The following is a 19,690-nucleotide window of genomic DNA, read 5'->3' on the forward strand; positions in this document are numbered from 1 at the left end:
TCACACCGTGTCGTAGACGACTTCGAGGGACGGCCTGACCGTGATCGGCCGGCCGCGCATGTCCTCGTCGCTCGCCGATTGCAGCACCACGCCGCGGCCGACCGCCTCGCCCTTGAACAGGCCGAGCAGCGCGTCCTGGCCGAGCGGCGTCGGGCGGTGCGGGAGCGCCCCCGCCACGTTCTCGGCGAGGCTCGCGAAGAGCGGCCCCCAGCGCCCATCCGGCCGGCCGATGATCTCGTAGCTCGCGCTCTTGCGCCGGATGTCCTCGTCGGCCGGGATCGAGGCCAGGACCGGGATGCCGGCCGCCTCCGCGAAGGCCTGCGCCTCGCCGGTGCCGTCGTCCTTGTTGATGACGAGGCCGCCGACCCCGACATTGCCGCCGAGCTTGCGGAAATACTCCACCGCCGAGCAGACGTTGTTGGCAACGTAGAGCGACTGCAGGTCGTTCGAGCCGACCACGATGACCTTCTGGCACATGTCGCGGGCGATCGGCAGGCCGAAGCCGCCGCAGACCACGTCGCCCAGGAAGTCGAGCAGGACGTAGTCGAAGCCCCATTCGTGGAAGCCGAGCTTCTCCAGAAGTTCGAAGCCGTGGATGATGCCGCGCCCGCCGCAGCCGCGGCCGACCTCCGGCCCGCCGAGTTCCATGGCGTAGACGCCGTCGCGCTTGAAGCAGACGTCGCCGATCGCCACCGCCTCGCCGGCGAGCTTCTTGCGGGTCGAGGTCTCGATGATGGTGGGGCAGGCCCGGCCGCCGAACAGCAGCGAGGTGGTGTCGCTCTTCGGGTCGCAGCCGATCAGCAACACCCGCTTGCCCTGCTGGGCCAGCATGTAGGACAGGTTGGCGAGCGTGAAGCTCTTGCCGATGCCGCCCTTGCCGTAGATCGCGATGATCTGCGTCTCGCGGGCCGGCGCCGCCTCGGGGGGCGGCTCGGACGGGCGGGGAGCGGCCGGCACGGCTGCCGACATCGTGGCGGCGGACAGGGCTGCGGTCATGAGCGGACGCTCCAGTCGAGGACCATCTTGAGGCAGTCGGGGTCGCCGAAGGCGGTGCGGTAGGCCGCCTCCGCGTCCCCGGCCGGCCGGCGGTGGGTGACGAGCCCGTCGAGGTTCAGGCGGCCCGCCTCGGCGAGGGCCGCGACCGCGTCGAGGTCGTCCGGCCGCCACTGCGCCGCGACCCGGATGCGCGCCTCGCGCAGGAAGGCGGGCGCGAAACTGAAGGAGAGCGGCGCGGCGTAGAAGCCGGCCAGCACCACCTCGCCGCCGGGGGCGAGGCGCGCGATCAGCGCGTCGAGGAGGCCCGAATCCCCGCTCACGTCGGTGATGCGGGCGTAGCGCGCCTCGTCCGCGGCGGGGTCGATCACCGCGTAGCCCCGCGCGCCGGCGCGGCGGGCCGGATCGCGCTCCCACACCACCGGTTCGCCGCCGGCGAGGAGCGCGAGGCGCGCGAGGAGCCGCCCGAGCACCCCGTGGCCGACGATGAGGTGGCGCCCGTCCGGCGCGCCCGCCAGCGCGTGGCGGGCGGTGGCGGCGAGCGCCAGGACCACGCCCCGCTCGTCGAGCCCGGCGGGGACCGGGCGCAGCCGCGCGCCCTCGACCACGAGGTGGGAGGCCGCGCCGCCGAACAACCCGCGCACCGGCCCGAAGCAGCGGGCGCCCGGCACGAAGACGCTCTCGCCGATCCGGCGGCCGGATGCGGGACCGGCCTCGACCACCCGGCCGACCGACTCGTAGCCAGGCACCAGCGGGTAGCCCATGCCGGGGAAGTCCGGCATGCGGCCGGACCAGAGCAGGCGCTCGGTGCCGGTGCTGATTCCGCTCCAGGCAACCTCGACCACCGCGTCCGCGGGCCCCGGCGCATCGAGCGTGAGGCGGCCGAGGCCGAGGCTTTCGGGTCTGTCGAGGATCACGGCCAGCGCGTGCATGGGTGAGGCCCTCCCCCGCCCGGAGCGGGCGGGTGCCGCCCGGAGCGGCACATGTCATCTTAGATGGGCACTCACCTGCGTCAAGTTTAGTTTACACTTTTGGTGCGAAGGGGCGCCGCGCGGCGAGCAGGCGGACCAGGAGCGGGCGCCGGGTCGGGCACTCGCGCACCCGCTCGAAACCGGCGGCCGCGAGCATCGCGGTGAGTTCGCCCGCCGTGCGGGGCCGCCCGCTGCCCATGGCGAGGAGGTAGAAGCCGAAATAGGCGTCCCCCACCGGCTCCGCGCCCGGCGTGCCGGCCATCGGCTCGGCGAGGAGGAGCGTGCCGCCCGGGGGCAGCGCGTCGTGGGCGGCCCTGAGCAGGGCGGCGGCGGGCGCGTCGTCGTGGTCGTGGACCACCCGCACCAGCGACACGACGTCGGCGCCGCGGGGCAGGCCGCCGTGGAAGCTGCCGCCCGCCGCCTCGACCCGCCCGGCGAGGCCCTCGGCCGCGAATCGCCGGGACGCGCGGGCCGCCACCGGCGGCAGGTCGAGGAGGGTGACGCGCAGGTCCGGGGCGCTCCGGGCCACCGCGACCGCGAACGCGCCCTCGCCGCCGCCCACATCGAGGAGGTGGGCGTGGCGGCGCAGCGGGTAGGCGTCGAGGATGTCCCGCGCGACGAGCGCCTGCGAGGCAGCCATCAGCCCGCCATAGGGCGCCACCGCCTCCTCCCCGAGACCCGACGCCTCCGGATTCGCCGCGTAGGCCCAGTAGCCGGAGAGCCGCGTCGTGCCGGCCTCGCCGCGCAGCAGGGCCACCGGATCGCGCAGGTCGTCGTACAGCATGGCGTGGTGGGCGACCATCTGGGCGACGGAGGGGTTGCCGAGGAGCGCCGCGCCGAGGTCCCCGAGGGCGAATCGCCCGTCGCGAAGCGCCGTCAGGAGCCCGAGCGAGGCGGCGGCGCGCAGGAGGCGCAGGGCGCGGTCGGGGGCGAGGTCGAGGCGCCGCGCCACCGCCTCAGGGGAGAGCGGGCCCGCGGCGAGGAGCCCGAACAGGTCGAGGCGCAGGCAGGCGGCGAGGATCTGCGCGTAGACGAAGCCCGCGCAGAGGTCGAACAGCGCCCGCGCGTTGCGCCGGGCGATCGGCCGGGTCGGCGGGAAGGCCGCGGCGAGGCGCTGGAAGCGGGGGCTCGCGATCATCCGGTGGCGCAGGCCCAGCCAGCGCTCCCGCCAGCCGGGGCGGGCCGGCGGGTCGAGGGCGGCGGCGGGAAGCGCGCGGGGGGCCGTGGTCATCGGGCGCGTTCCTCCTTCAGGCGCGCAGAACCGCGAGGGTTGCGAAGGAGGCGCGGGATCCCCTCTCCCGCGCGGGAGAGGGGTAGGGGTGAGGGTCCCGAACCGTTCAGCAAACTGGCTGAACGGTCGTGCTGGAAGCGGGACGGTTCAGATATCCTGCTGAGCCACCTGGACCCTCACCCCTGCCCCTCTCCCGCACGGGAGAGGGGTTCCCCGCGCCATACCGTTGGGCCTGGCGCCTGGATAAGTTCCGATTCTTTGGACGCTGTCCCGACGCTGCGATCAAACACCGACCCGCAAAGGGGGGAGGGTTCCGGCGGCGCGCCCCATCACCCCACCGCCGCCGCCAGCCGCGCCGGCAGGAACAGCCGCGTCTGCGCCTCGATCTCGGCGCGCAGCACCTCCACGCCGGGGCAGTCGGGAATCACCCGCACCGCCTCCTCGGCGAGGTCGGCGAGGCGGCGCAGGGCCCCGTCCATGCCGAGCAGAGCCGCGGCGTTCGGGCGGCCGAGGGTCGAGTCGCGCCCGACCGGCTTGCCCACCTCCTCCTGGCGGCAGGCCACGTCGCGCAGGTCGTCGGCCACCTGGTAGGCCTCGCCCAGATACTCGCCGAGCAGCCGCCAGGGCCGCGCCTCCGCGCCCGCCGCCGCCGCGCCCGTCACCGTCGCGGCCGCGAAGAGCGCGCCGGTCTTCGCCTGCTGGTAGGCTGAGAGCCCGACGCTCGGCTCCGATTCCCAGGCCTGCCCCGCCACGATGCCGGCGGGCGAGCCCACGGCGCGCGCCACCAGCCCGACCAGGGCCGCGAGCCGCGCCGGCACCCGCGCGGCGCCCCGCGCCAGCGTCTCGAAGGCCAGCACGATCAGGGCGTCGCCGGTGAGGAGCGCGAGCGGCTCGCCGAAGGCCACGTGCACCGAGGGCTTCTGGCGCCGCATCGGCGCGTCGTCGAAGCAGGGCAGGTCGTCGTGCACCAGCGAGGCGCAGTGCAGGAGCTCGATCGCCGCCGCCGCCGCGTCGGAGGCGGCCGGGTCGTCGTCCCCGCAGGCGCGGGCCACCGCGAGGCAGAGCCGCGGCCGGATGCGGTGCCCGCCCGGGAACACCGCGTAGCGGATCGCCTCCGCCAGCAGCGGCGGGGCGCCGGGCGCCTCCGCGTGCGACACGGCCACGTCAAGGGCCTGCTCGATGCGCCGACCGTCGTCCATGCCTTCTCTCCCTTGGATGTCATTTCGTTTGAACATCTCAGAGTGTCCAGTATGATTGACACTTCTGGATCGGGAGATCAACGGCGTGCCGGACGAGCGGGTCGTGGTGATCGGGGCGGGGATCGGCGGGCTCGTGGCCGCGCTGAGGCTCGCCGCCGCCGGGCTGCCGGTGACGCTGGTCGAGAAGGAGGCCGTTCCGGGGGGCAAGATGCGCCGGGTCGCGGCGGGTCCGCGCCGGGTCGAGGCCGGCCCCACCGTCTTCACCATGCGCTGGGTGTTCGAGGAGGTCTTCGCCGAGTGCGGCGCCGACCTCGCCGCGCGGGTGTCCCTCGCCCCCGCCGCGATCCTTGCGCGCCACGCCTGGGGGCCGGGAGAGCGCCTCGACCTCTTCGCCGACCCGGCCCGCTCCGAGGCGGCGATCGCGGAGTTCGCCGGCGCCCGCGAGGCCGAGGGCTTCCGGCGCTTCCGCGCCCGGGCCGCCGAGATCTACCGGACCCTGGAGGGCCCGTTCATCCGCGGCGAGCGGCCCTCGCCGGTCGGCCTCGCCCGGCGGGTCGGGCTGCGCGGCATGGGCGACCTCTGGCGCATCCAGCCCTTCGCGACCCTGTGGGCGGCGCTCGGCGACTACTTCCGCGATCCGCGCCTGCGCCAGCTCTTCGGGCGCTACGCCACCTATTGCGGCTCCTCGCCCTTCGCCGCGCCCGCGACGCTGATGCTCGTCGCCCACGTCGAGATGGAGGGCGTCTGGACCGTCGAGGGGGGCCTGTCGCGCCTCGCCGGGGCGGTGGCGGACCTCGCCGTCGAGAGGGGGGTGGAGCTGCGCACCGGGGCGGAGGCGGCCGGCATCGCGGTCGAGGGCGGCCGCGTCGCCGCCGTGACGCTTCGCGACGGCGAGCGCCTGCCCGCGACCCGGGTGGTGGCCAATGCCGACGCGGCGGCGCTCGCGGGCGGGCTGTTCGGCCCCGACGCCGCGGGGGCGGTCGACCCGGTGCCGACCCCGGAGCGCTCGCTCTCGGCGGTGACCTTCGCGGTGGCGGGCCGGCCCGAGGGCTTCCCGCTGGTGCGCCACAACGTGTTCTTCTCGCCCGACTACGCGGGCGAGTTCGCGGACCTGACGCGGCACGGCCGCTTGCCGCGGGACCCCACCGTCTACGTCTGCGCGCAGGACCGCGGCGACGACGGCACGCCGGGCGAGAGCCCGGAGGCCCTGCTCTGCCTCGTGAACGCGCCCGCGCGCGACGCCCCCCTGTCCTCGGAGGAGATCGCCCGATGCCACGCCACGGTGAGCCGGCGGCTGTCCGCCTGCGGCCTGACGATCACGGAGACGGCGCGCACGACCACGGCGCCGCCCGACTTCGCGACGCTCTTCCCGGCGACCGGGGGAGCACTCTACGGCCGGGCCTCGCACGGCTGGGCGGCGAGCTTCCGGCGGCCGGGGGCGCGCACGCGGCTGCCGGGCCTCTACCTGGCGGGGGGCAGCGCGCATCCGGGGCCGGGGGTGCCGATGGCGGCCCAGTCGGGGCGGCTCGCGGCGGGATGCGTGCTGCGGGACCTCGCTTCGACCTGAGCGTGCCGCCCGGCGGCTACGCGTGGTGGTACGTGGACGGCGTCAGCGACGACGGGCAGCACGGGATCACGGTCATCGCCTTCATCGGCAGCGTGTTCTCGCCCTATTACGCGTGGCGCGGCCACCGCGACCCGCTCGACCACTGCGCCGTCAACGTCGTGCTGTACGGCGCGCCCGCGCGCTGGGCGATGACCGAGCGCCGCCGCCGCAGCGTGACCCGCGACGCCACCTCCCTCGCCATCGGACCGAGTTCGCTCTCCTGGGACGGCACCGCCCTGACCATCCGGGTGGACGAGGTGACGAGCCCCCTGCCCTCGCGGCTGTCGGGCACGATCCGTGTGCGGCCGGAGGGGATCACGCCCGGTCCCTTCGGGCTCGATGCCGAGGGACGCCACCGCTGGTGGCCGCTCGCCCCCGCCTCGCGCATCGCGGTGGACCTCGACCGCCCCTCGCTCCGCTGGCAGGGCGACGCCTATTTCGACACGAATGACGGCGACTGCCCGCTGGAGGAGTCGTTCCGCAGCTGGACCTGGTCCCGCGCGACCCTGCGGCGCGGCGCGGCGATCCTCTACGACGTGCTGCGCCGCGACGGCAGCCGCCAGAACCTGTCCCTGCGCTTCGACCCCGACGGGACGCCGCGCCCGATCGCGCCGCCGGTCCCCGCTCCCCTGCCGCGCACGCTCTGGCGCCTGCCCCGCGAGACGCGCAGCGACGACGGAACGGCGTCCGTGCTGCGCCGCTTCGAGGACGCGCCCTTCTACGCGCGCTCGCTCCTCTCGGCACGGATCTGCGGCGAGGCGGTGCGGCCGGTGCACGAGGCGCTCTGCCTCGACCGCTTCAGCCACCCGCTGGTGCGGGCGATGCTGCCCTTCCGCATGCCCCGCGACCTGCGCTGACGCGCCGCCCCGGATCCAGGAGCCCGCCTTGGCCGACCACGAGCACGAGGAAGGGGGACGCCTGACGCGGCTCTCCGCCTTCGTCTTCCTGCACACGGAGCACGCGATCTACGCGGCGCTCGGCGTCCTCCTGGCGCTCACCGCCCTGATGGCGCTCGTCGATGCCGGCGGGATGACGGTGCGGGCCGTGACGGCTCTGGGCGGCGCGGCGCAGCTCCTGGACGTGGTCGACCGGCTGCTGTTCCTGCTGATGCTGGTCGAGATCCTGCACACGGTCCGGGTGTCGATGCGCTCCGGGCGGCTGACCTGCGAGCCCTTCCTGATCGTCGGGCTGATCGCCTCGATCCGGCGCGTCCTCGTCCTGACGCTCCAGACCTCGGAGGTGATGCATGCGGGCGAGTGGACCCCGCAGAAGGAGGCGCTGTTCCGCGCCTCGATGATCGAGCTCGGCGTCCTCGCCGTGCTGATCATGATCATGGTCGTGGCGATCTTCCTCCTCCACCGGGCCCGGGACGACGGCCAGCCGGCCGGGGAGGAGTAGGAGGCGGCCCGCGTGCAACCGGCGCGCGCCCGCGGCATTGGTGTCGATGGTCGTCAGGCAATGAAGGGAGGTTCGCGATGGGCTTGGTGTTCTTCCTCGTCTTCGTCTGTCCCTGGATCGCGGTGGCCGTGCTCGCCAGCCGCGGCGCGGTGAAGCCGAAGCCCTACTGAGCCGCAGGCTCTCGATCCGGCCGCGGGCGGTCGGGCCCTCCCGGGATGCGCCGACGCGCCCCCGGCGCGGCCGGACCGCCCCGGCGACCCCTCCACCGAGCACCGATCCCCGCGGCGGCGACGCGGTCGCTCCCGCACATCCGGGAGGTCCCAGCGATGGGTTTCATCCTCTTCCTCATCCTCGCCTGCGGGCTGCCGCTCGCGATGCTCTACCCCATCCGCCAGCGCGTCCCGGACGACGCCTGGGCGACGTTCGCGGGCAGTTCCCCGCACGCCGCACCCGCCGCGCGCGACGAGGCCCACCGGGTGGCGCCCGCCGCACCGGGCGCTGCTCCCGCCGCGGCGGGCGGAGGTTCGAGCGCGGCTCGGCCGCAGGAGGTGACCGCCCGCCAGGGCGCCGATCTCGAGCACGGCCTTTCCAGCAACGCCGTCCGGGTCGAGGGCACGGACCGGCGGCAGGACGGCACGATCCCGGTCACCGGCGAGACGCGGGACGGCGGCAGCCAGGCCGTGTGATCCGCCATCGCGCGCACACCGCATGACGCGGGCGGGAGTCTCGCGCCGCGTCGTGACCATCATGGCGGGTCGCCCCGGTCCCCGGGAGCGGCTCGCTGGTCTGCCCCGGCCTCGCGCGGGGGGCCAGTCCCCCGTCCTGCAGCGTCACACCAAGCTCTCCCCCTCTTTTCCGGATCTCCTTCCGCTGGCGCTGCAGTCGTCCGGAAAAGGGGAGTTGAACAGAAGCGGGCGCGTCTTGGCTGTATTCACCTCGCGCCTTCCCGCGGCCCGCCCGCGAGGAACAGGGACGCCATCGGCACCGCGCCGATTCCGAGTGCGCCTGGCAAGGCATTCCATCATTCTCGCAGTTGAAAAATTTTAATTCGGCGGAATACCCAATAAAGAGATGGCTATTTCCAGATTTAGCGCGATTCAGACAAAATTATTCTCGTTGACGACGTGGAGACGCGTCGCCACATGTCCCATCGCGGCCCCGGATCGCTGGAACCGGTCGCGACCCCGGGGATGCGCGATGACCAAGACACCCGACCGGATCAGCCGCAGGCAGGCCGCCTCCATCCTCGGCGGCCTGGGGCTGGCGGCCGCGCTGCCGTGGCCGGCCGCGGCGGCCGAGGGGCGGCTGCGCATCGCCAAGCAGTTCGGCGTCGCCTACCTGCTCCTCGACGTGGCCGTCGCCCTGAAGCTGATCGAGAAGCACGGCAGGGACGCGGGCGTCGACATCGCGGTCGAGACCGTGCAGCTCTCGGGCGGCGCAGCCGTCAACGACGCGCTCCTGTCCGGGAGCATCGACGTGGCGGGGGCAGGCGTCGGGCCGCTCTTCACCCTGTGGGACCGCACCCGCGGCCGGCAGGGTGTGAAGGGCATCGCCTCGCTCGGCAACTTCCCCTACTACCTTGTCACCAACCGGCCGGACGTGAGAACGATCGCCGATTTCACCGAGAAGGACCGGATCGCGCTGCCCGCGATCGGCGTCTCGGTGCAGTCCCGCATCCTGCAGATGGCCTCGGCGAAGCTGTGGGGCGACAAGGACTTCGCCCGGCTCGACCGGATCAGCGTCGCCCTGCCCCATCCGGAGGCGGCGGCGGCGATCATCAAGGGCGGCACCGAGATCACCGCCCATTTCGGCAACCCGCCCTTCCAGGATCAGGAACTGGCCGAGAACCCGAACGCACGCGTGGTGCTGAACTCCTACGAGGTGCAGGGCGGTCCCGCCTCCTCGACGGTGCTCTACGCCACCGAGCGTTTCGTCGCGGAGAGCCCGAAGACCAGCCGGGCCTTCGTGGACGCCCTCGCCGAGGCGGCGGCCTTCGTCACCGCCGAGCCGGAGCGGGCCGCCGACATCTACCTCCAGGCGGCCGGCAGCCGCATCGATCGCGCCCTCCTGCTCAAGGTGATCCGCAACCCCGAGGTCGCGTTCCAGGTCGCGCCGCAGAACACGCTGGGCCTCGGCCAGTTCATGCACCGGGTCGGCGCGATCCGGAACGCACCGAAGGCGCTCGACGACTACTTCTTCGCCAATGCCCGTACCGGGGCGGGCAGCTGAGCGGCCCGAGCATGACCCTGGTGGCCGACGTCCCCGCCGCGGCGCAGCCGCGCCGCCCCACCGATCCGGTGGAGGCTCCCCTCCCCGCCCCGCTCCTGCGCATCCAGGGGGTGTCGCTGGAGTACCGCACGCGCGAGCGCGTGGTGCGGGCGACGCACCGGATCGACCTCGACATCCACCGGGCCGACCGCTTCGTGCTGCTGGGCCCCTCCGGCTGCGGCAAGTCCACCCTGCTCAAGGCTGTGGCGGGCTTCATCGCGCCGGTCGAGGGCGAGATCGTCCTCGACGGCGCGCCCGTGCGCGGACCGGGGCCGGACCGGATGGTGGTGTTCCAGGAATTCGACCAGCTCCCGCCCTGGAAGACGGTGGTGCAGAACGTCGCCTTCCCGCTGCGCGCCTCCCGCACCCTGGGGCGGCGCGAGGCGGAGGCGCGGGCGCGCCACGTCATCGAGAAGGTCGGGCTGACGCGCTTCGCCGACAGCTACCCGCACCAGCTCTCCGGCGGCATGAAGCAGCGCGTCGCCATCGCCCGGGCGCTCGCCATGGAGCCGAAGGTGCTGCTGATGGACGAGCCCTTCGCGGCCCTCGACGCGCTGACGCGCCGCCGGATGCAGGAGGAGTTGCTGGCGCTCTGGGACGAGGTGCGCTTCACGCTGCTCTTCGTTACCCACTCCATCGAGGAGGCGCTGGTGGTGGGCAACCGGGTGGCCGTGCTCTCGCCCCATCCCGGCCGCGTGCGGGCCGAGGTGAACAGCCACGATTTCGACCTCGCGAGCACCGGCAGCGCCGCGTTCCAGGCCGCCGCCCAGCGCCTGCACCGGCGCCTGTTCGAGGCCGATCCCGCGAGCACCGCCCCGCAATGACCCGGCACGTCCTCCCTCCGGTCCGCCCGGAGATCGACCGGGTGCTGCCGCCCTTCGTCGAGGCGCCCGTCGCGCGTCCGCTGCCGGTCCGGACCCGCCTGTGGCAGCAGGCGTGGCTGCGCCAGGGCCTGATCCTCGCGGGTCTCGCGGCCCTCTGGGAAGCGCTCGCGCGCGTACAGGACAACGACCTCCTGCTGCCGGGCTGCCTCGCCACCCTCTCGGCCCTCGCCGAGGGGCTGGCGAGCGGCGAGATCCTGGATCGGGTGCGGATCTCGCTCGTGGTCCTGGCGCAGGGCTACGTCGCGGGCGTCGCGCTCGCCTTCGGGCTGACCACGCTCGCGGTCTCGACCCGGATCGGCCGCGACCTGCTCTCGACGCTGACCGCGATGTTCAACCCGCTGCCGGCCATCGCGCTGCTGCCGCTCGCCCTGCTGTGGTTCGGGCTGGGCAACGGCAGCCTCATCTTCGTGCTGATCCACGCGGTGCTGTGGCCGCTCGCCCTCGCGACCTTCTCGGGCTTCCAGAGCGTGCCCGAGACGCTGCGGCTGGCGGGGCGCAACTACGGGCTGACCGGACTCGCCTACGTCGCCCAGATCCTGATCCCGGCCGCGATGCCGGCGATCCTGTCGGGGCTCAAGATCGGCTGGGCCTTCGCGTGGCGCACCCTGATCGCGGCCGAACTCGTCTTCGGGGCGGCCTCGGGACGGGGCGGCCTCGGCTGGTACATCTACCAGAACCGCAACGAGCTCTACACGGACCGCGTCTTCGCCGGACTGCTCCTCGTCATCGCGATCGGCCTCGCGGTCGAGAACGGGATCTTCGCGACGATCGAGCGCTTGACGACCCGGCGCTGGGGCATGATCCGCTGAGGCGCCGGCGGCCGGCATCACACGGGAGGCCCGATGACACAGGACGGCATGCGCCTCGGCGCCTTCTTCTACGCCACCGGCCACCACGTCGCGGGCTGGCGGCACCCGTCGAGCGAGGCGGACGGCGGCCTCAATCTCGAGCGCTACGTCGGCTGGGCGAGGACCGCCGAGGCCGCCTCCTTCGACCTGATCTTCCTGGAGGACGGCACCGGCATCCGCGACGCCAGCCTGCGCTCCAGCGAGCGCACGGCCCGCTCGACGCATTTCGAGCCGGTGACGCTGCTCTCGGCGCTCGCCGCGGTGACCCGCCGGATCGGCCTCGTCGCCACCACCTCGACGAGCTTCAACGAGCCCTACAACGTCGCCCGCCGCTTCGCCTCCCTCGACCACCTCTCGGGCGGCCGGGCGGGATGGAACCTCGTCACCTCGGCCACGGACCTGGAGGCGGCGAATTTCGGCCATGACGGGATCGCGCGCCACGCCGACCGCTACGAGCGGGCCGAGGAATTCGTCGACGTGGTGCTGGGCCTCTGGAACACCTGGGACGACGACGCGGTCATCATCGACCGGGAGAGCGGCCAGTTCTCCAAGCCGGACGGGTTCCGTCCCCTCGATCACCGGGGCAAGCACTTCCAGGTGCGGGGCCCGCTCAACATCTCGCGCACGCCGCAGGGCCAGCCGGTGATCGTGCAGGCGGGCTCGTCGGGGCCGGGCAAGGACTTGGCCGCGCGGACGGCCGAGATCGTGTTCACCGCCAACCAGACGCTCGCCGAGGCGGTGGACTTCGCCGGCGACCTGAGGGAGCGCATGAGCCGGTTCGGCCGCGCCCCGGGCGACCTCAAGGTGATGCCGGGCCTCTTCCCGGTGGTCGGGCGCAGCGAGGCGGAGGCGCGGGCGAAGTTCGAGGACTTGCAGGCGCTGATCGATCCCGTCGTCGGCCTCGCGCTCCTGGAGCGCATGGTCGGCGGCTTCGACCTGTCGGGCTACGATCCGGACGGGCCCGTGCCGGAACTGCCCGCGACCGAGGGCGGCCAGTCCCGCCAGCAGCTCATGTTCGCCCTCGCCCGGCGTGAGGGGTTGACCCTGCGCCAATTGTACCTGCGCATCGCGGGGGCGCGGGGTCACGCGCAGATCGTCGGGACACCCGCCCAGATCGTCGACGAGATGGAGGCGCGGTTCCGCGCGGGCGGCGCGGATGGTTTCAACATCATGCCGCCGACCCTGCCGGGCGGGCTCGACGACTTCGTCGACCTCGTCCTGCCGGAACTGCGCCGCCGCGGCCTGTTCCGCACCGCCTACGAGGCCCGGACGCTGCGCGGCCATCTGGGCTCGCGTCCGCCGGAGGCGGTCCGGCGCCGCTGATCCGGCAGCGCTCGCTCGGGAGGACATCCATCCTTCCGTTGGGCCAGCCGCGATCGTTCTGTTGTACGCCCGCCTCGTTCTGTATATAGAACACGTGCTCCGGGGGCCCCGGGGCACGAACCGCGCTCGGGCGCGGAGGCTCCGGACAGGAAGAGTTCGATCGTGGACCATCGGAAGGCTGCGCGGACGATCGCCGCCGCGAACGGAATCGGCACGGACACCGCGTTCGGGGCCGTCACCCCGCCGCTCTACCTCTCGACCACCTTCGCGTTCGAGGGCTTCGAGGTTGCGCGGGCGCACGATTACTCGCGGCTCGGCAACCCGACCCGCGACCAGCTTGCCGACACCCTCGCCAAGCTTGAGGGCGGCGCGCGCGCCATCGTGGTGGCGAGCGGGATGGCGGCCCTGGACCTCGCGCTCTCGCCGCTCTCGCCCGGCGACCTCCTGGTCGCGCCGCACGATTGCTACGGGGGCACCCACCGGCTGCTGAGCCAGCGCGCCGCCAAGGGCCATTACCGCGTCACCTTCGTGGACCAGACCGACGAGGACGCCCTGGCCGCGGCCCTCGCCGAGCGGCCCCGCCTCGTGCTCGTCGAGACGCCGAGCAACCCGCTCATGCGGATCGTGGACATCCGCCGCACGGCCGCGCGCGCCAAGGACGCGGGGGCGCTCCTGATCGTCGACAACACGTTCCTGTCCCCGGCCCTGCAGCAGCCGATCGCGCTCGGGGCCGACCTCGTCGTCCACTCCACCACGAAGTTCCTCAACGGCCATTCGGACGTGATCGGGGGCGCGGTGGTGGCCGCGGAGGCCGCGCTCGGCGCGACGCTCGCCGATTGGGCGAACACCACCGGCGTCACCGGCTCGCCCTTCGACGCCTACCTGACGCTGCGCGGCATCCGCACGCTGTTCGCGCGCGTGGAGCGCCAGCAGGCGAACGCGGCGGCCGTCGCGTCCTTCCTGGCCGCGCATCCGGCGGTGGCGCGCGTGCATTATCCGGGCCTGCCGACCCATCCGGGGCACGCCCTCGCGAAGGCGCAGCAGAGCGGGTTCGGGGCGATGCTGAGCGTCGCGCTGGCGGGCGGGCGGGAGGCCGCGCGGGCCGTCGTCGGGCGGCTGCGGGTCTTCACCCTTGCCGAGTCGCTCGGCGGGGTCGAGAGCCTCGTCGCCCACCCGGTGAGCATGACCCATGCGGCCATGGACGGGGAGGCCCGGGATCGCGCCGGCGTTCACGACGGCCTGCTCAGGCTGTCGGTCGGGCTCGAAGCCGAGGAGGATCTGGTGGCCGACCTCGCCCAGGCCCTGGACGCCGCCCGCTGACCGCCCCCCGCTTGGGTGACGCGCGGGCGCTGGCCGGCGCATCCAGCCTCGCCCCTCGTCGGGTCCCGGCGGGCTGGCCGTCGCGGCGCCTGGGCGAACGAGATCGTCTGCCGGTCGCCACGCCTCGTGCGCGGCCTCGCCCCAGCGCGCTGTCGGCGGTCAGGCTTCGCTCGGGTCGATGTAGAGGTCGGCGAAGGTGCCGGTCAGCCCCTCCGCGCCCGGCGCGTAATCCTTGACCTTGCGATGGGCCACGATGACGCCGGACGGCGCGATCAGGTCGACGGAGGGCAGGTCGGCCCGGATGCGGCGCTGGAAGGCGACGAAGAGGGCGCGGCGCTTGTCCTCGTCGCGCTCGACCGCCGCCTCCTCGAGCAGGCGATCGGCCTCCGGGTCGGCATAGTGGGCCGCGTTCGAGAAGGGCAGCCCGCGCTTGAAGTTCTTCGACCAATAGGCGCGCTGCACGCCGAGCGTCGGGTCGAAGGTGTTCGACAGCGATTCGATCGTTAGGTCGAAGGCGCGGTCCTGGTAGACCCGGGTCAGGTAGGTGGCGAGGTCGTAGCGCTGGAAATCGACCGCGATGCCGATCCGGGAGAGCGATTGACGCACGAAGTCGCCGTAGCGCCCCTCCAGGAAGGGGTTGACGGTGAGACGGAGCGGGAACCGGACGCCGCCCGCGCCCCGCCGCTGGCCGGCCTCGTCGAGGAGCGCCTCCGCGCGGCGCGGATCGAAGGGCACCGGCCCGAGCGTCGCGTCGTGGAATTTCGGGTGGACCACGCTCACGGGCGTCGGCGAGACCGTGCCGTAGCCGAAATACACGGCGGCCAGCAGGGCCTTGAGGTCGATCGCGTGCGCCACCGCCTGACGCACGCGCAAATCCTGCAGCAGGGGGGTGTCGAGGTTGAAGAAGAGCTGGGTCTGCGGCCCCGAATAGGCGTAGGTCGTGGTGTCGACCACGAGCTTCGGCAGCGCCTTGAGCCGCGCGAGGTCGGCGAGCGGCACCGGGTTGAGGCCGAGATCGACCTCGCCCGCCTCGAAGGCGGCGGCCCGCGCCGCCGGATCGGTGATGATCCGCATCACGATCCGGTCGAGGTAGGGTTTGCCCTCGTCCCAGTAATGCGGGTTGCGCTCGAACAGGAGGTGGCTGCCGGGCACCCATTCCTTCAGCACGAAGGGGCCGGTGCCGAAGGTGCGGGAGGCGGGCGCGCTGTCGGCGGGACGCAGGGATTCGTAGACGTGGCGCGGCACGATCGGGGATTCGGCGCCCGCCAGCGCGGTGATCAGGAACGGCGCCGGCCGCGACAGCACGATCTCGGCGGTGTGAGGGTCGGGAGTCAGCACCTCGGTCACGTTGGCGAAGGTGATGCGCCCGCGCGGATGCGCTTCCCTGAGGCGCCAGACCGAGAAGGCGACGTCGTCGGCGGTGAAGGGCGCCCCGTCATGCCACGTCACGCCGCGGCGGAGCGCGAAGCGGTAGCGCAGGCCGTCCGGGCTGATCGACCACTCCGTGGCGAGCTGCGGCCGGGGCGACAGGTCGTAGGCGTAGGAGAGCAGGCCCTCGTTGATCTTGGTGCCGATGGTCTGGCCGGTGCCGGACGAGGTGTTGATGGCGATGATCGCCTGCGGCTCGGGGAAGAACACCCAGTTGAGCGTGCCCCCGCGCACCGGCCCCGCGGCGCGGGCGGCGCCCGGCAGGACCGCTCCGGCGGCGCCGGAAGCGAGGAGGCGGGTGAGGTCGCGGCGGGTCAGGGTCATAGGAGGGCTCAGGCGTGGTGGCAGGCGGCGGCGTGGTCGGGCGCCAGGAGGCGCAGGGGCGGGTCCTCGCGGCGGCAGAGATCCGTCGCGAGCGGGCAGCGCGGGTGGAAGCGGCAGCCGGGCGGCACGTCGGTCGGGCTCGGCAGGTCGCCCTGGAGCGGCGGCGCCTGCCGGCGGCGGGCGGGGTCGGGCACCGCGTCGAGCAGCGCGCGGGTGTAGGGGTGGCGCGGCGCGCCGAGCAGGCGCCGGGTCGGCGCGGTCTCGACGATGCGGCCGAGATACATCACCAGCACCCGGTCGGAGACGTGGTTCACCACCGACAGATCGTGCGAGATGAACAGGTAGGAGAGCCCGAACTCGCGCTTCATCGCGGAGAGCAGGTTCAGGATCTGCGCCTGGATCGAGAGATCGAGGGCCGAGACGGGCTCGTCGCAGACGACGAGGTCGGGTCGCAGCACCAGGGCGCGGGCGATGCCGATGCGCTGGCGCTGTCCGCCCGAGAACTCGTGCGGATAGCGCGACAGGGCCGCTTGCGGCAGGCCGACCCGGTCGAGCATCGCCCGGACCCGGGCGCGACGCTCCGCGCGCCCGATCCGCTCGTGCACCGCGAGAGGGCCTTCGAGGGCGGCCGCGATCGTGTGGCGCGGGTTCAGGGACGCGAAGGGGTCCTGAAAAACCATCTGGGCGCGGCGCCGGTAGGCGCGCAGGCCCCGTCCGCTCAGGTCCCGGACGGGCAGGCCGTCGAAGACGATGCGGCCGGCCGCCGGTTCGACGAGGCGCAGCAGGCTCCTGCCCACGCTCGACTTGCCGCAGCCGGATTCGCCGACGAGCCCCACCGTCTCGCCCCGCGCGATCGACAGATCGATGCCGTCGACGGCGCGCACGGCCCGTCCGGGCGGCCCGTAGGCGGTGGAGAGGCCGGTGGCGGAGAGGAGCGTCACGCGACCGCCTCGCGCGGCAGGAGCGCGGCGACGGAGGCGGGCGCCGCGACCGGGCAGGCCACGAGCCGCCCGTCGGGCCGCGCCAGCGCGGGCGGCGCGGCGGCCCGGCAGGAGGGCTGCGCGAGCGGGCAGCGCGGCACGAAGGGGCAGCCGGGCTCCCGGGCCGCCGAGGCGATCGAGCCCGGGATCTCCGGCAGCACCGCGCCCGAAGGGGACGCCCCGAGCCGCGGCGCACAGGCGAGGAGCCCCCGCGTGTAGGGGTGGAGCGGGTCGGCGAACAGCGCCTCCGGCCGGCCCTCCTCGACCTTGCGGCCCGCATACATCACCACGACGCGGTCGGCCCACTGCCCCACCACGCCGAGGTCGTGGGTGATGAGCAGCACGGCCATGCCGAGGTCGCGGCGCAGACCGTCGATGAGGTCCAGCACCTGCGCCTGGATGGTGACGTCGAGCGCCGTCGTGGGCTCGTCGGCGATGAGCAGGCGGGGAGCGCAGGCCACCGCCATGGCGATCATCACCCGCTGGCGCATGCCGCCCGAGAGCTGGTGCGGATAGGCGTCGACCCGCCGGTGCGGGTCCGGGATGCGGACCCGGTCGAGGAGCGCGACCGCCCGCTCCCGCGCCGCGCGCGCCGGGAGCCCCTCGTGACGGCGCACCACCTCGGCGATCTGCCGTCCGACCGGCAGGACCGGGTTGAGCGCCGTCATCGGCTCCTGGAACACCATGCCGATCTCGCGCCCGCGCAGCCGGCGCAGGCGCCGTTCGGGCAGGGCCGCGAGGTCCTGCCCGTCGAACCGGATCGTCCCCGACACGATCCGCCCGCCCGGCGGCAGCAGGCGCATCAGGGCGAGCGCGGTGAGCGACTTGCCCGAGCCGGACTCGCCGACGAGCGCCACGGTCTCGGCCTGCGCCACCGCGAGGCTCAATCCCCGCACCGGCTGGCTGCGCGCGAAGGCGATGCCGAGATCCCTGACATCGAGAAGCATGCTCAGCGCTCCTCTCCGGACAGGCGCGGATCGAGCGCGTCGGTGAGCCCGTCGCCCACGAGGTTCAGGGCGAGCACGCTCACCACGATCGCGAGGCCGGGCAGCGCGGTCAGGTACCAGGCCGTGCGCAGCACCTCGCGCCCGGAGCCGATCATGCTGCCCCAGGTGACGGTGTTGGGATCGCCGAGCCCCATGAAGGACAGGGCCGATTCCATCAGGATGCCGGAGGCCACCATCACGGAGGCCGTGACGATGATCGGCGGAAGCGCGTTCGGCAGGATCTCTCCGAGCACGATCCGCACCGGCCCGTAGCCGAGCCCGCGCGCGGCGGTGACGAAGTCCTTCTCGCGCAGCGACCGGAACTCCGCCCGGGTGAGCCGGGCGACCGTCGGCCAGGAGGTCGCCGCGATAGAGAGGGTGATCGTGGCGACCGAGGGCTGGGCGATCGCGACCAGCACGACGAGCAGGATGAAGGGCGGGATGGTCTGGAACAGCACGATCAGCCGGCCGAGCAGGGCGTCGGTGCGCCCGCCGCGATAGCCCGCCGCCGCGCCGACCAGGATCCCCGCCGCGAGGCCGATCGCGGCCGCCGTCACGCCGACCAGGAGCGAGACGCGCGCCCCGTGGGCGATCCCGGCCGCCACGTCGCGCCCGAGGGAATCGGTGCCGAGCGGATAGCCCGGATCCGCGCCCGGCCACAGGAAGGGCTGCGCCACCATGTCGAGCGGGTCGCCGGGGTAGAGGACGGGCGCGAGCGCCGCCAGAGCCGCAAGGGCGGCGAGGAGCGCGAGCCCCGCGAGCGCGGTCGGGTTGCGCAGGAAGGCGCGCCACGCCCGGTGCCGGTTCGGCGCCGGAAGGGGCGCGATGTCCGGCGCCGGGAGCGCTGCGGGCCGCGCGGGCGGGTCGAGGCGTCGCAGCGCCGCCGAGCCGAGAGTCATGCGCGCGCTCCGATACGCGGATCGAGCGCGGCCTGGAGCAGGTCCACGGCCATGTTCACCGCGATGACGAGGAGGGAGGAGAGGAGCAGGATGCCGAGCAGGACCGCGAAGTCCCGCGCCATCACGGCCTCGAAGGCGAGGCGCCCGAGCCCCGGCCAGGAATAGACCGTCTCGACCACCACGGCCCCGCCCAGCAGGCCGCCGACATGCAGCCCCGCCACCGTGGTGACCGGCAGGAGCGCGTTGCGCAGGACGTGCCGGAGCGTGATCTGGAGCGGCGACAGGCCCTTGGCGGCCGCCGTGCGGACGTAGTCCTGCGACCGCACCTCCAGCATCGCGGCCCGCACGAGGCGGGCGTAGATCGCCACGTAGAACAGTGCGAGGGAGAGGCCGGGCAGGATGAGGTAGCGGATCTGATCGGCCAGCGCCGGGAGCCCGGTCAGGTTCGCCCCGATGCTGCGCGAGCCGCCGCTCGGCAGCCAGCCGAGCTTCACGGAGAACAGCACGATCAGCATCAGGCCGATCCAGAAGCCCGGGATCGAGTAGAACAGCAGCGCCGCCACCGAGAGCGCCCGGTCGAGGAGACCACCCGGCGCGCGCGCCATCGCGACGCCGCAGGCGATCCCGAGCAGGAGGGCGAGCGCGAGGCTCAGGCCCATCAGCAGCAGGGTGCCGGGCAGCCGCTGCCCGATCAGCTCGGCCACCGGCATGTTGTAGCGGGGCGAGACGCCGAGGCTCAGATGCGCGAGGTTGTTCAGGTAGGCGAGGAACTGGTCGAGCACCGGCAGGTCGAGGCCGAAGCGTGAGCGGAGCGCGGCCAGCGTCTCCTCGGTGGCGGAGCCGGACTCGCCCGCGAGCACGTCCGCCGCGTCGCCCGGCGCGAGCCTCAGCAGGAAGAAATCCACCACCAGGACGGCCAGCACCGTCGGCACCGCGTCGGCGAGGATGCGTCCGAAGGCGAGGATGAGGCGGCCGGGAGAGGGCAAGGGCGGCTCCGGTGCGCGCAGGCCTCCGAAAGGGCCCGCTCGGCAT

General features: G+C 73.7%; 18 protein-coding genes. 9 read left to right on the forward strand and 9 right to left on the reverse strand.

Annotated elements, in window-relative coordinates:
• From ACW9J6_RS06670 to ACW9J6_RS06685, 4 genes are all read right to left on the reverse strand, one after another.
• Nucleotides 1-996 (reverse strand): chlorophyllide a reductase iron protein subunit X, encoded by a 996-nt coding sequence (locus tag ACW9J6_RS06670; RefSeq protein WP_457115662.1) that lies wholly within the window; start codon nucleotides 994-996, stop codon nucleotides 1-3.
• On the reverse strand, nucleotides 993-1,925 hold the full coding sequence (bchC, locus tag ACW9J6_RS06675) for a chlorophyll synthesis pathway protein BchC (RefSeq protein WP_457115663.1): 933 nt from the start codon (nucleotides 1,923-1,925) through the stop codon (nucleotides 993-995). The genes ACW9J6_RS06670 and bchC overlap by 4 nt, the downstream gene beginning before the upstream one ends.
• A gap of 91 nt (nucleotides 1,926-2,016) precedes the next feature.
• Nucleotides 2,017-3,195 carry a methyltransferase gene (locus tag ACW9J6_RS06680; RefSeq protein ID WP_457115664.1) on the reverse strand — a complete coding sequence of 393 codons (1,179 nt, stop codon included), beginning with the start codon at nucleotides 3,193-3,195 and terminating at the stop codon, nucleotides 2,017-2,019.
• Nucleotides 3,196-3,524: 329 nt separating this feature from the next.
• A complete protein-coding gene (locus ACW9J6_RS06685; protein WP_457115665.1) occupies nucleotides 3,525-4,394 on the reverse strand; it encodes a polyprenyl synthetase family protein in 870 nt (289 codons plus the stop codon).
• Between the two features lie 85 nt (nucleotides 4,395-4,479).
• Between ACW9J6_RS06685 and crtD the strand changes: the two genes are divergently transcribed.
• The 9 genes from crtD to metB all read left to right on the forward strand — a co-directional run bounded on the left by crtD (nucleotide 4,480) and on the right by metB (nucleotide 14,041).
• A complete protein-coding gene (gene crtD, locus ACW9J6_RS06690) occupies nucleotides 4,480-5,961 on the forward strand; it encodes a 1-hydroxycarotenoid 3,4-desaturase CrtD (RefSeq protein ID WP_457115768.1) in 1,482 nt (493 codons plus the stop codon).
• Nucleotides 5,931-6,857 (forward strand): carotenoid 1,2-hydratase, encoded by a 927-nt coding sequence (locus ACW9J6_RS06695; RefSeq protein WP_457115666.1) that lies wholly within the window; start codon nucleotides 5,931-5,933, stop codon nucleotides 6,855-6,857. The genes crtD and ACW9J6_RS06695 overlap by 31 nt, the downstream gene beginning before the upstream one ends.
• A 28-nt stretch (nucleotides 6,858-6,885) precedes the next feature.
• Complete coding sequence (locus ACW9J6_RS06700; RefSeq protein WP_457115667.1) at nucleotides 6,886-7,398, forward strand: phosphate-starvation-inducible PsiE family protein; 513 nt, start codon at nucleotides 6,886-6,888, stop codon at nucleotides 7,396-7,398.
• A 326-nt stretch (nucleotides 7,399-7,724) separates the two neighbouring features.
• Entirely contained in the window at nucleotides 7,725-8,084 is a 360-nt protein-coding gene (locus ACW9J6_RS06705; protein WP_457115668.1) for a hypothetical protein, read from the forward strand.
• A gap of 511 nt (nucleotides 8,085-8,595) precedes the next feature.
• Nucleotides 8,596-9,627, forward strand: a complete 1,032-nt coding sequence (locus ACW9J6_RS06710) for an ABC transporter substrate-binding protein (RefSeq protein WP_457115669.1) — start codon at nucleotides 8,596-8,598, stop codon at nucleotides 9,625-9,627.
• A gap of 11 nt (nucleotides 9,628-9,638) precedes the next feature.
• The gene (locus tag ACW9J6_RS06715; protein ID WP_457115670.1) at nucleotides 9,639-10,490 is read left to right on the forward strand and encodes an ABC transporter ATP-binding protein; all 852 of its coding nucleotides are present in this window, start codon (nucleotides 9,639-9,641) and stop codon (nucleotides 10,488-10,490) included.
• Entirely contained in the window at nucleotides 10,487-11,359 is an 873-nt protein-coding gene (locus ACW9J6_RS06720; RefSeq protein ID WP_457115671.1) for an ABC transporter permease, read from the forward strand. Before ACW9J6_RS06715 ends, ACW9J6_RS06720 begins: the two co-directional genes overlap by 4 nt.
• Nucleotides 11,360-11,392: 33 nt before the next feature.
• Nucleotides 11,393-12,721, forward strand: coding sequence for an LLM class flavin-dependent oxidoreductase (locus ACW9J6_RS06725; protein WP_457115672.1), 1,329 nt, complete (start codon nucleotides 11,393-11,395; stop codon nucleotides 12,719-12,721).
• A 162-nt stretch (nucleotides 12,722-12,883) separates the two neighbouring features.
• Entirely contained in the window at nucleotides 12,884-14,041 is a 1,158-nt protein-coding gene (metB, locus tag ACW9J6_RS06730; protein ID WP_457115673.1) for a cystathionine gamma-synthase, read from the forward strand.
• A 159-nt stretch (nucleotides 14,042-14,200) separates the two neighbouring features.
• Here the strand turns inward: metB and ACW9J6_RS06735 are convergent, their stop codons facing one another.
• From ACW9J6_RS06735 to ACW9J6_RS06755, 5 genes are read right to left on the reverse strand one after another with little or no spacing between them, the layout of a single operon-like run.
• On the reverse strand, nucleotides 14,201-15,793 hold the full coding sequence (locus ACW9J6_RS06735) for an ABC transporter substrate-binding protein (RefSeq protein ID WP_457115674.1): 1,593 nt from the start codon (nucleotides 15,791-15,793) through the stop codon (nucleotides 14,201-14,203).
• 8 nt (nucleotides 15,794-15,801) lie between these two features.
• Nucleotides 15,802-16,734: an ABC transporter ATP-binding protein gene (locus ACW9J6_RS06740; protein WP_457115675.1), complete on the reverse strand. Its 933-nt coding sequence runs from the start codon at nucleotides 16,732-16,734 to the stop codon at nucleotides 15,802-15,804.
• A complete protein-coding gene (locus tag ACW9J6_RS06745) occupies nucleotides 16,731-17,726 on the reverse strand; it encodes an ABC transporter ATP-binding protein (protein WP_457115769.1) in 996 nt (331 codons plus the stop codon). Before ACW9J6_RS06745 ends, ACW9J6_RS06740 begins: the two co-directional genes overlap by 4 nt.
• Nucleotides 17,723-18,658 carry an ABC transporter permease gene (locus tag ACW9J6_RS06750; RefSeq protein ID WP_457115676.1) on the reverse strand — a complete coding sequence of 312 codons (936 nt, stop codon included), beginning with the start codon at nucleotides 18,656-18,658 and terminating at the stop codon, nucleotides 17,723-17,725. Before ACW9J6_RS06750 ends, ACW9J6_RS06745 begins: the two co-directional genes overlap by 4 nt.
• Complete coding sequence (locus ACW9J6_RS06755; RefSeq protein WP_457115677.1) at nucleotides 18,655-19,644, reverse strand: ABC transporter permease; 990 nt, start codon at nucleotides 19,642-19,644, stop codon at nucleotides 18,655-18,657. The genes ACW9J6_RS06750 and ACW9J6_RS06755 overlap by 4 nt, the downstream gene beginning before the upstream one ends.
• Nucleotides 19,645-19,690: the final 46 nt, after the last annotated feature.

The sequence above is a fragment of the Methylobacterium sp. JK268 genome (genome assembly GCF_054052225.1).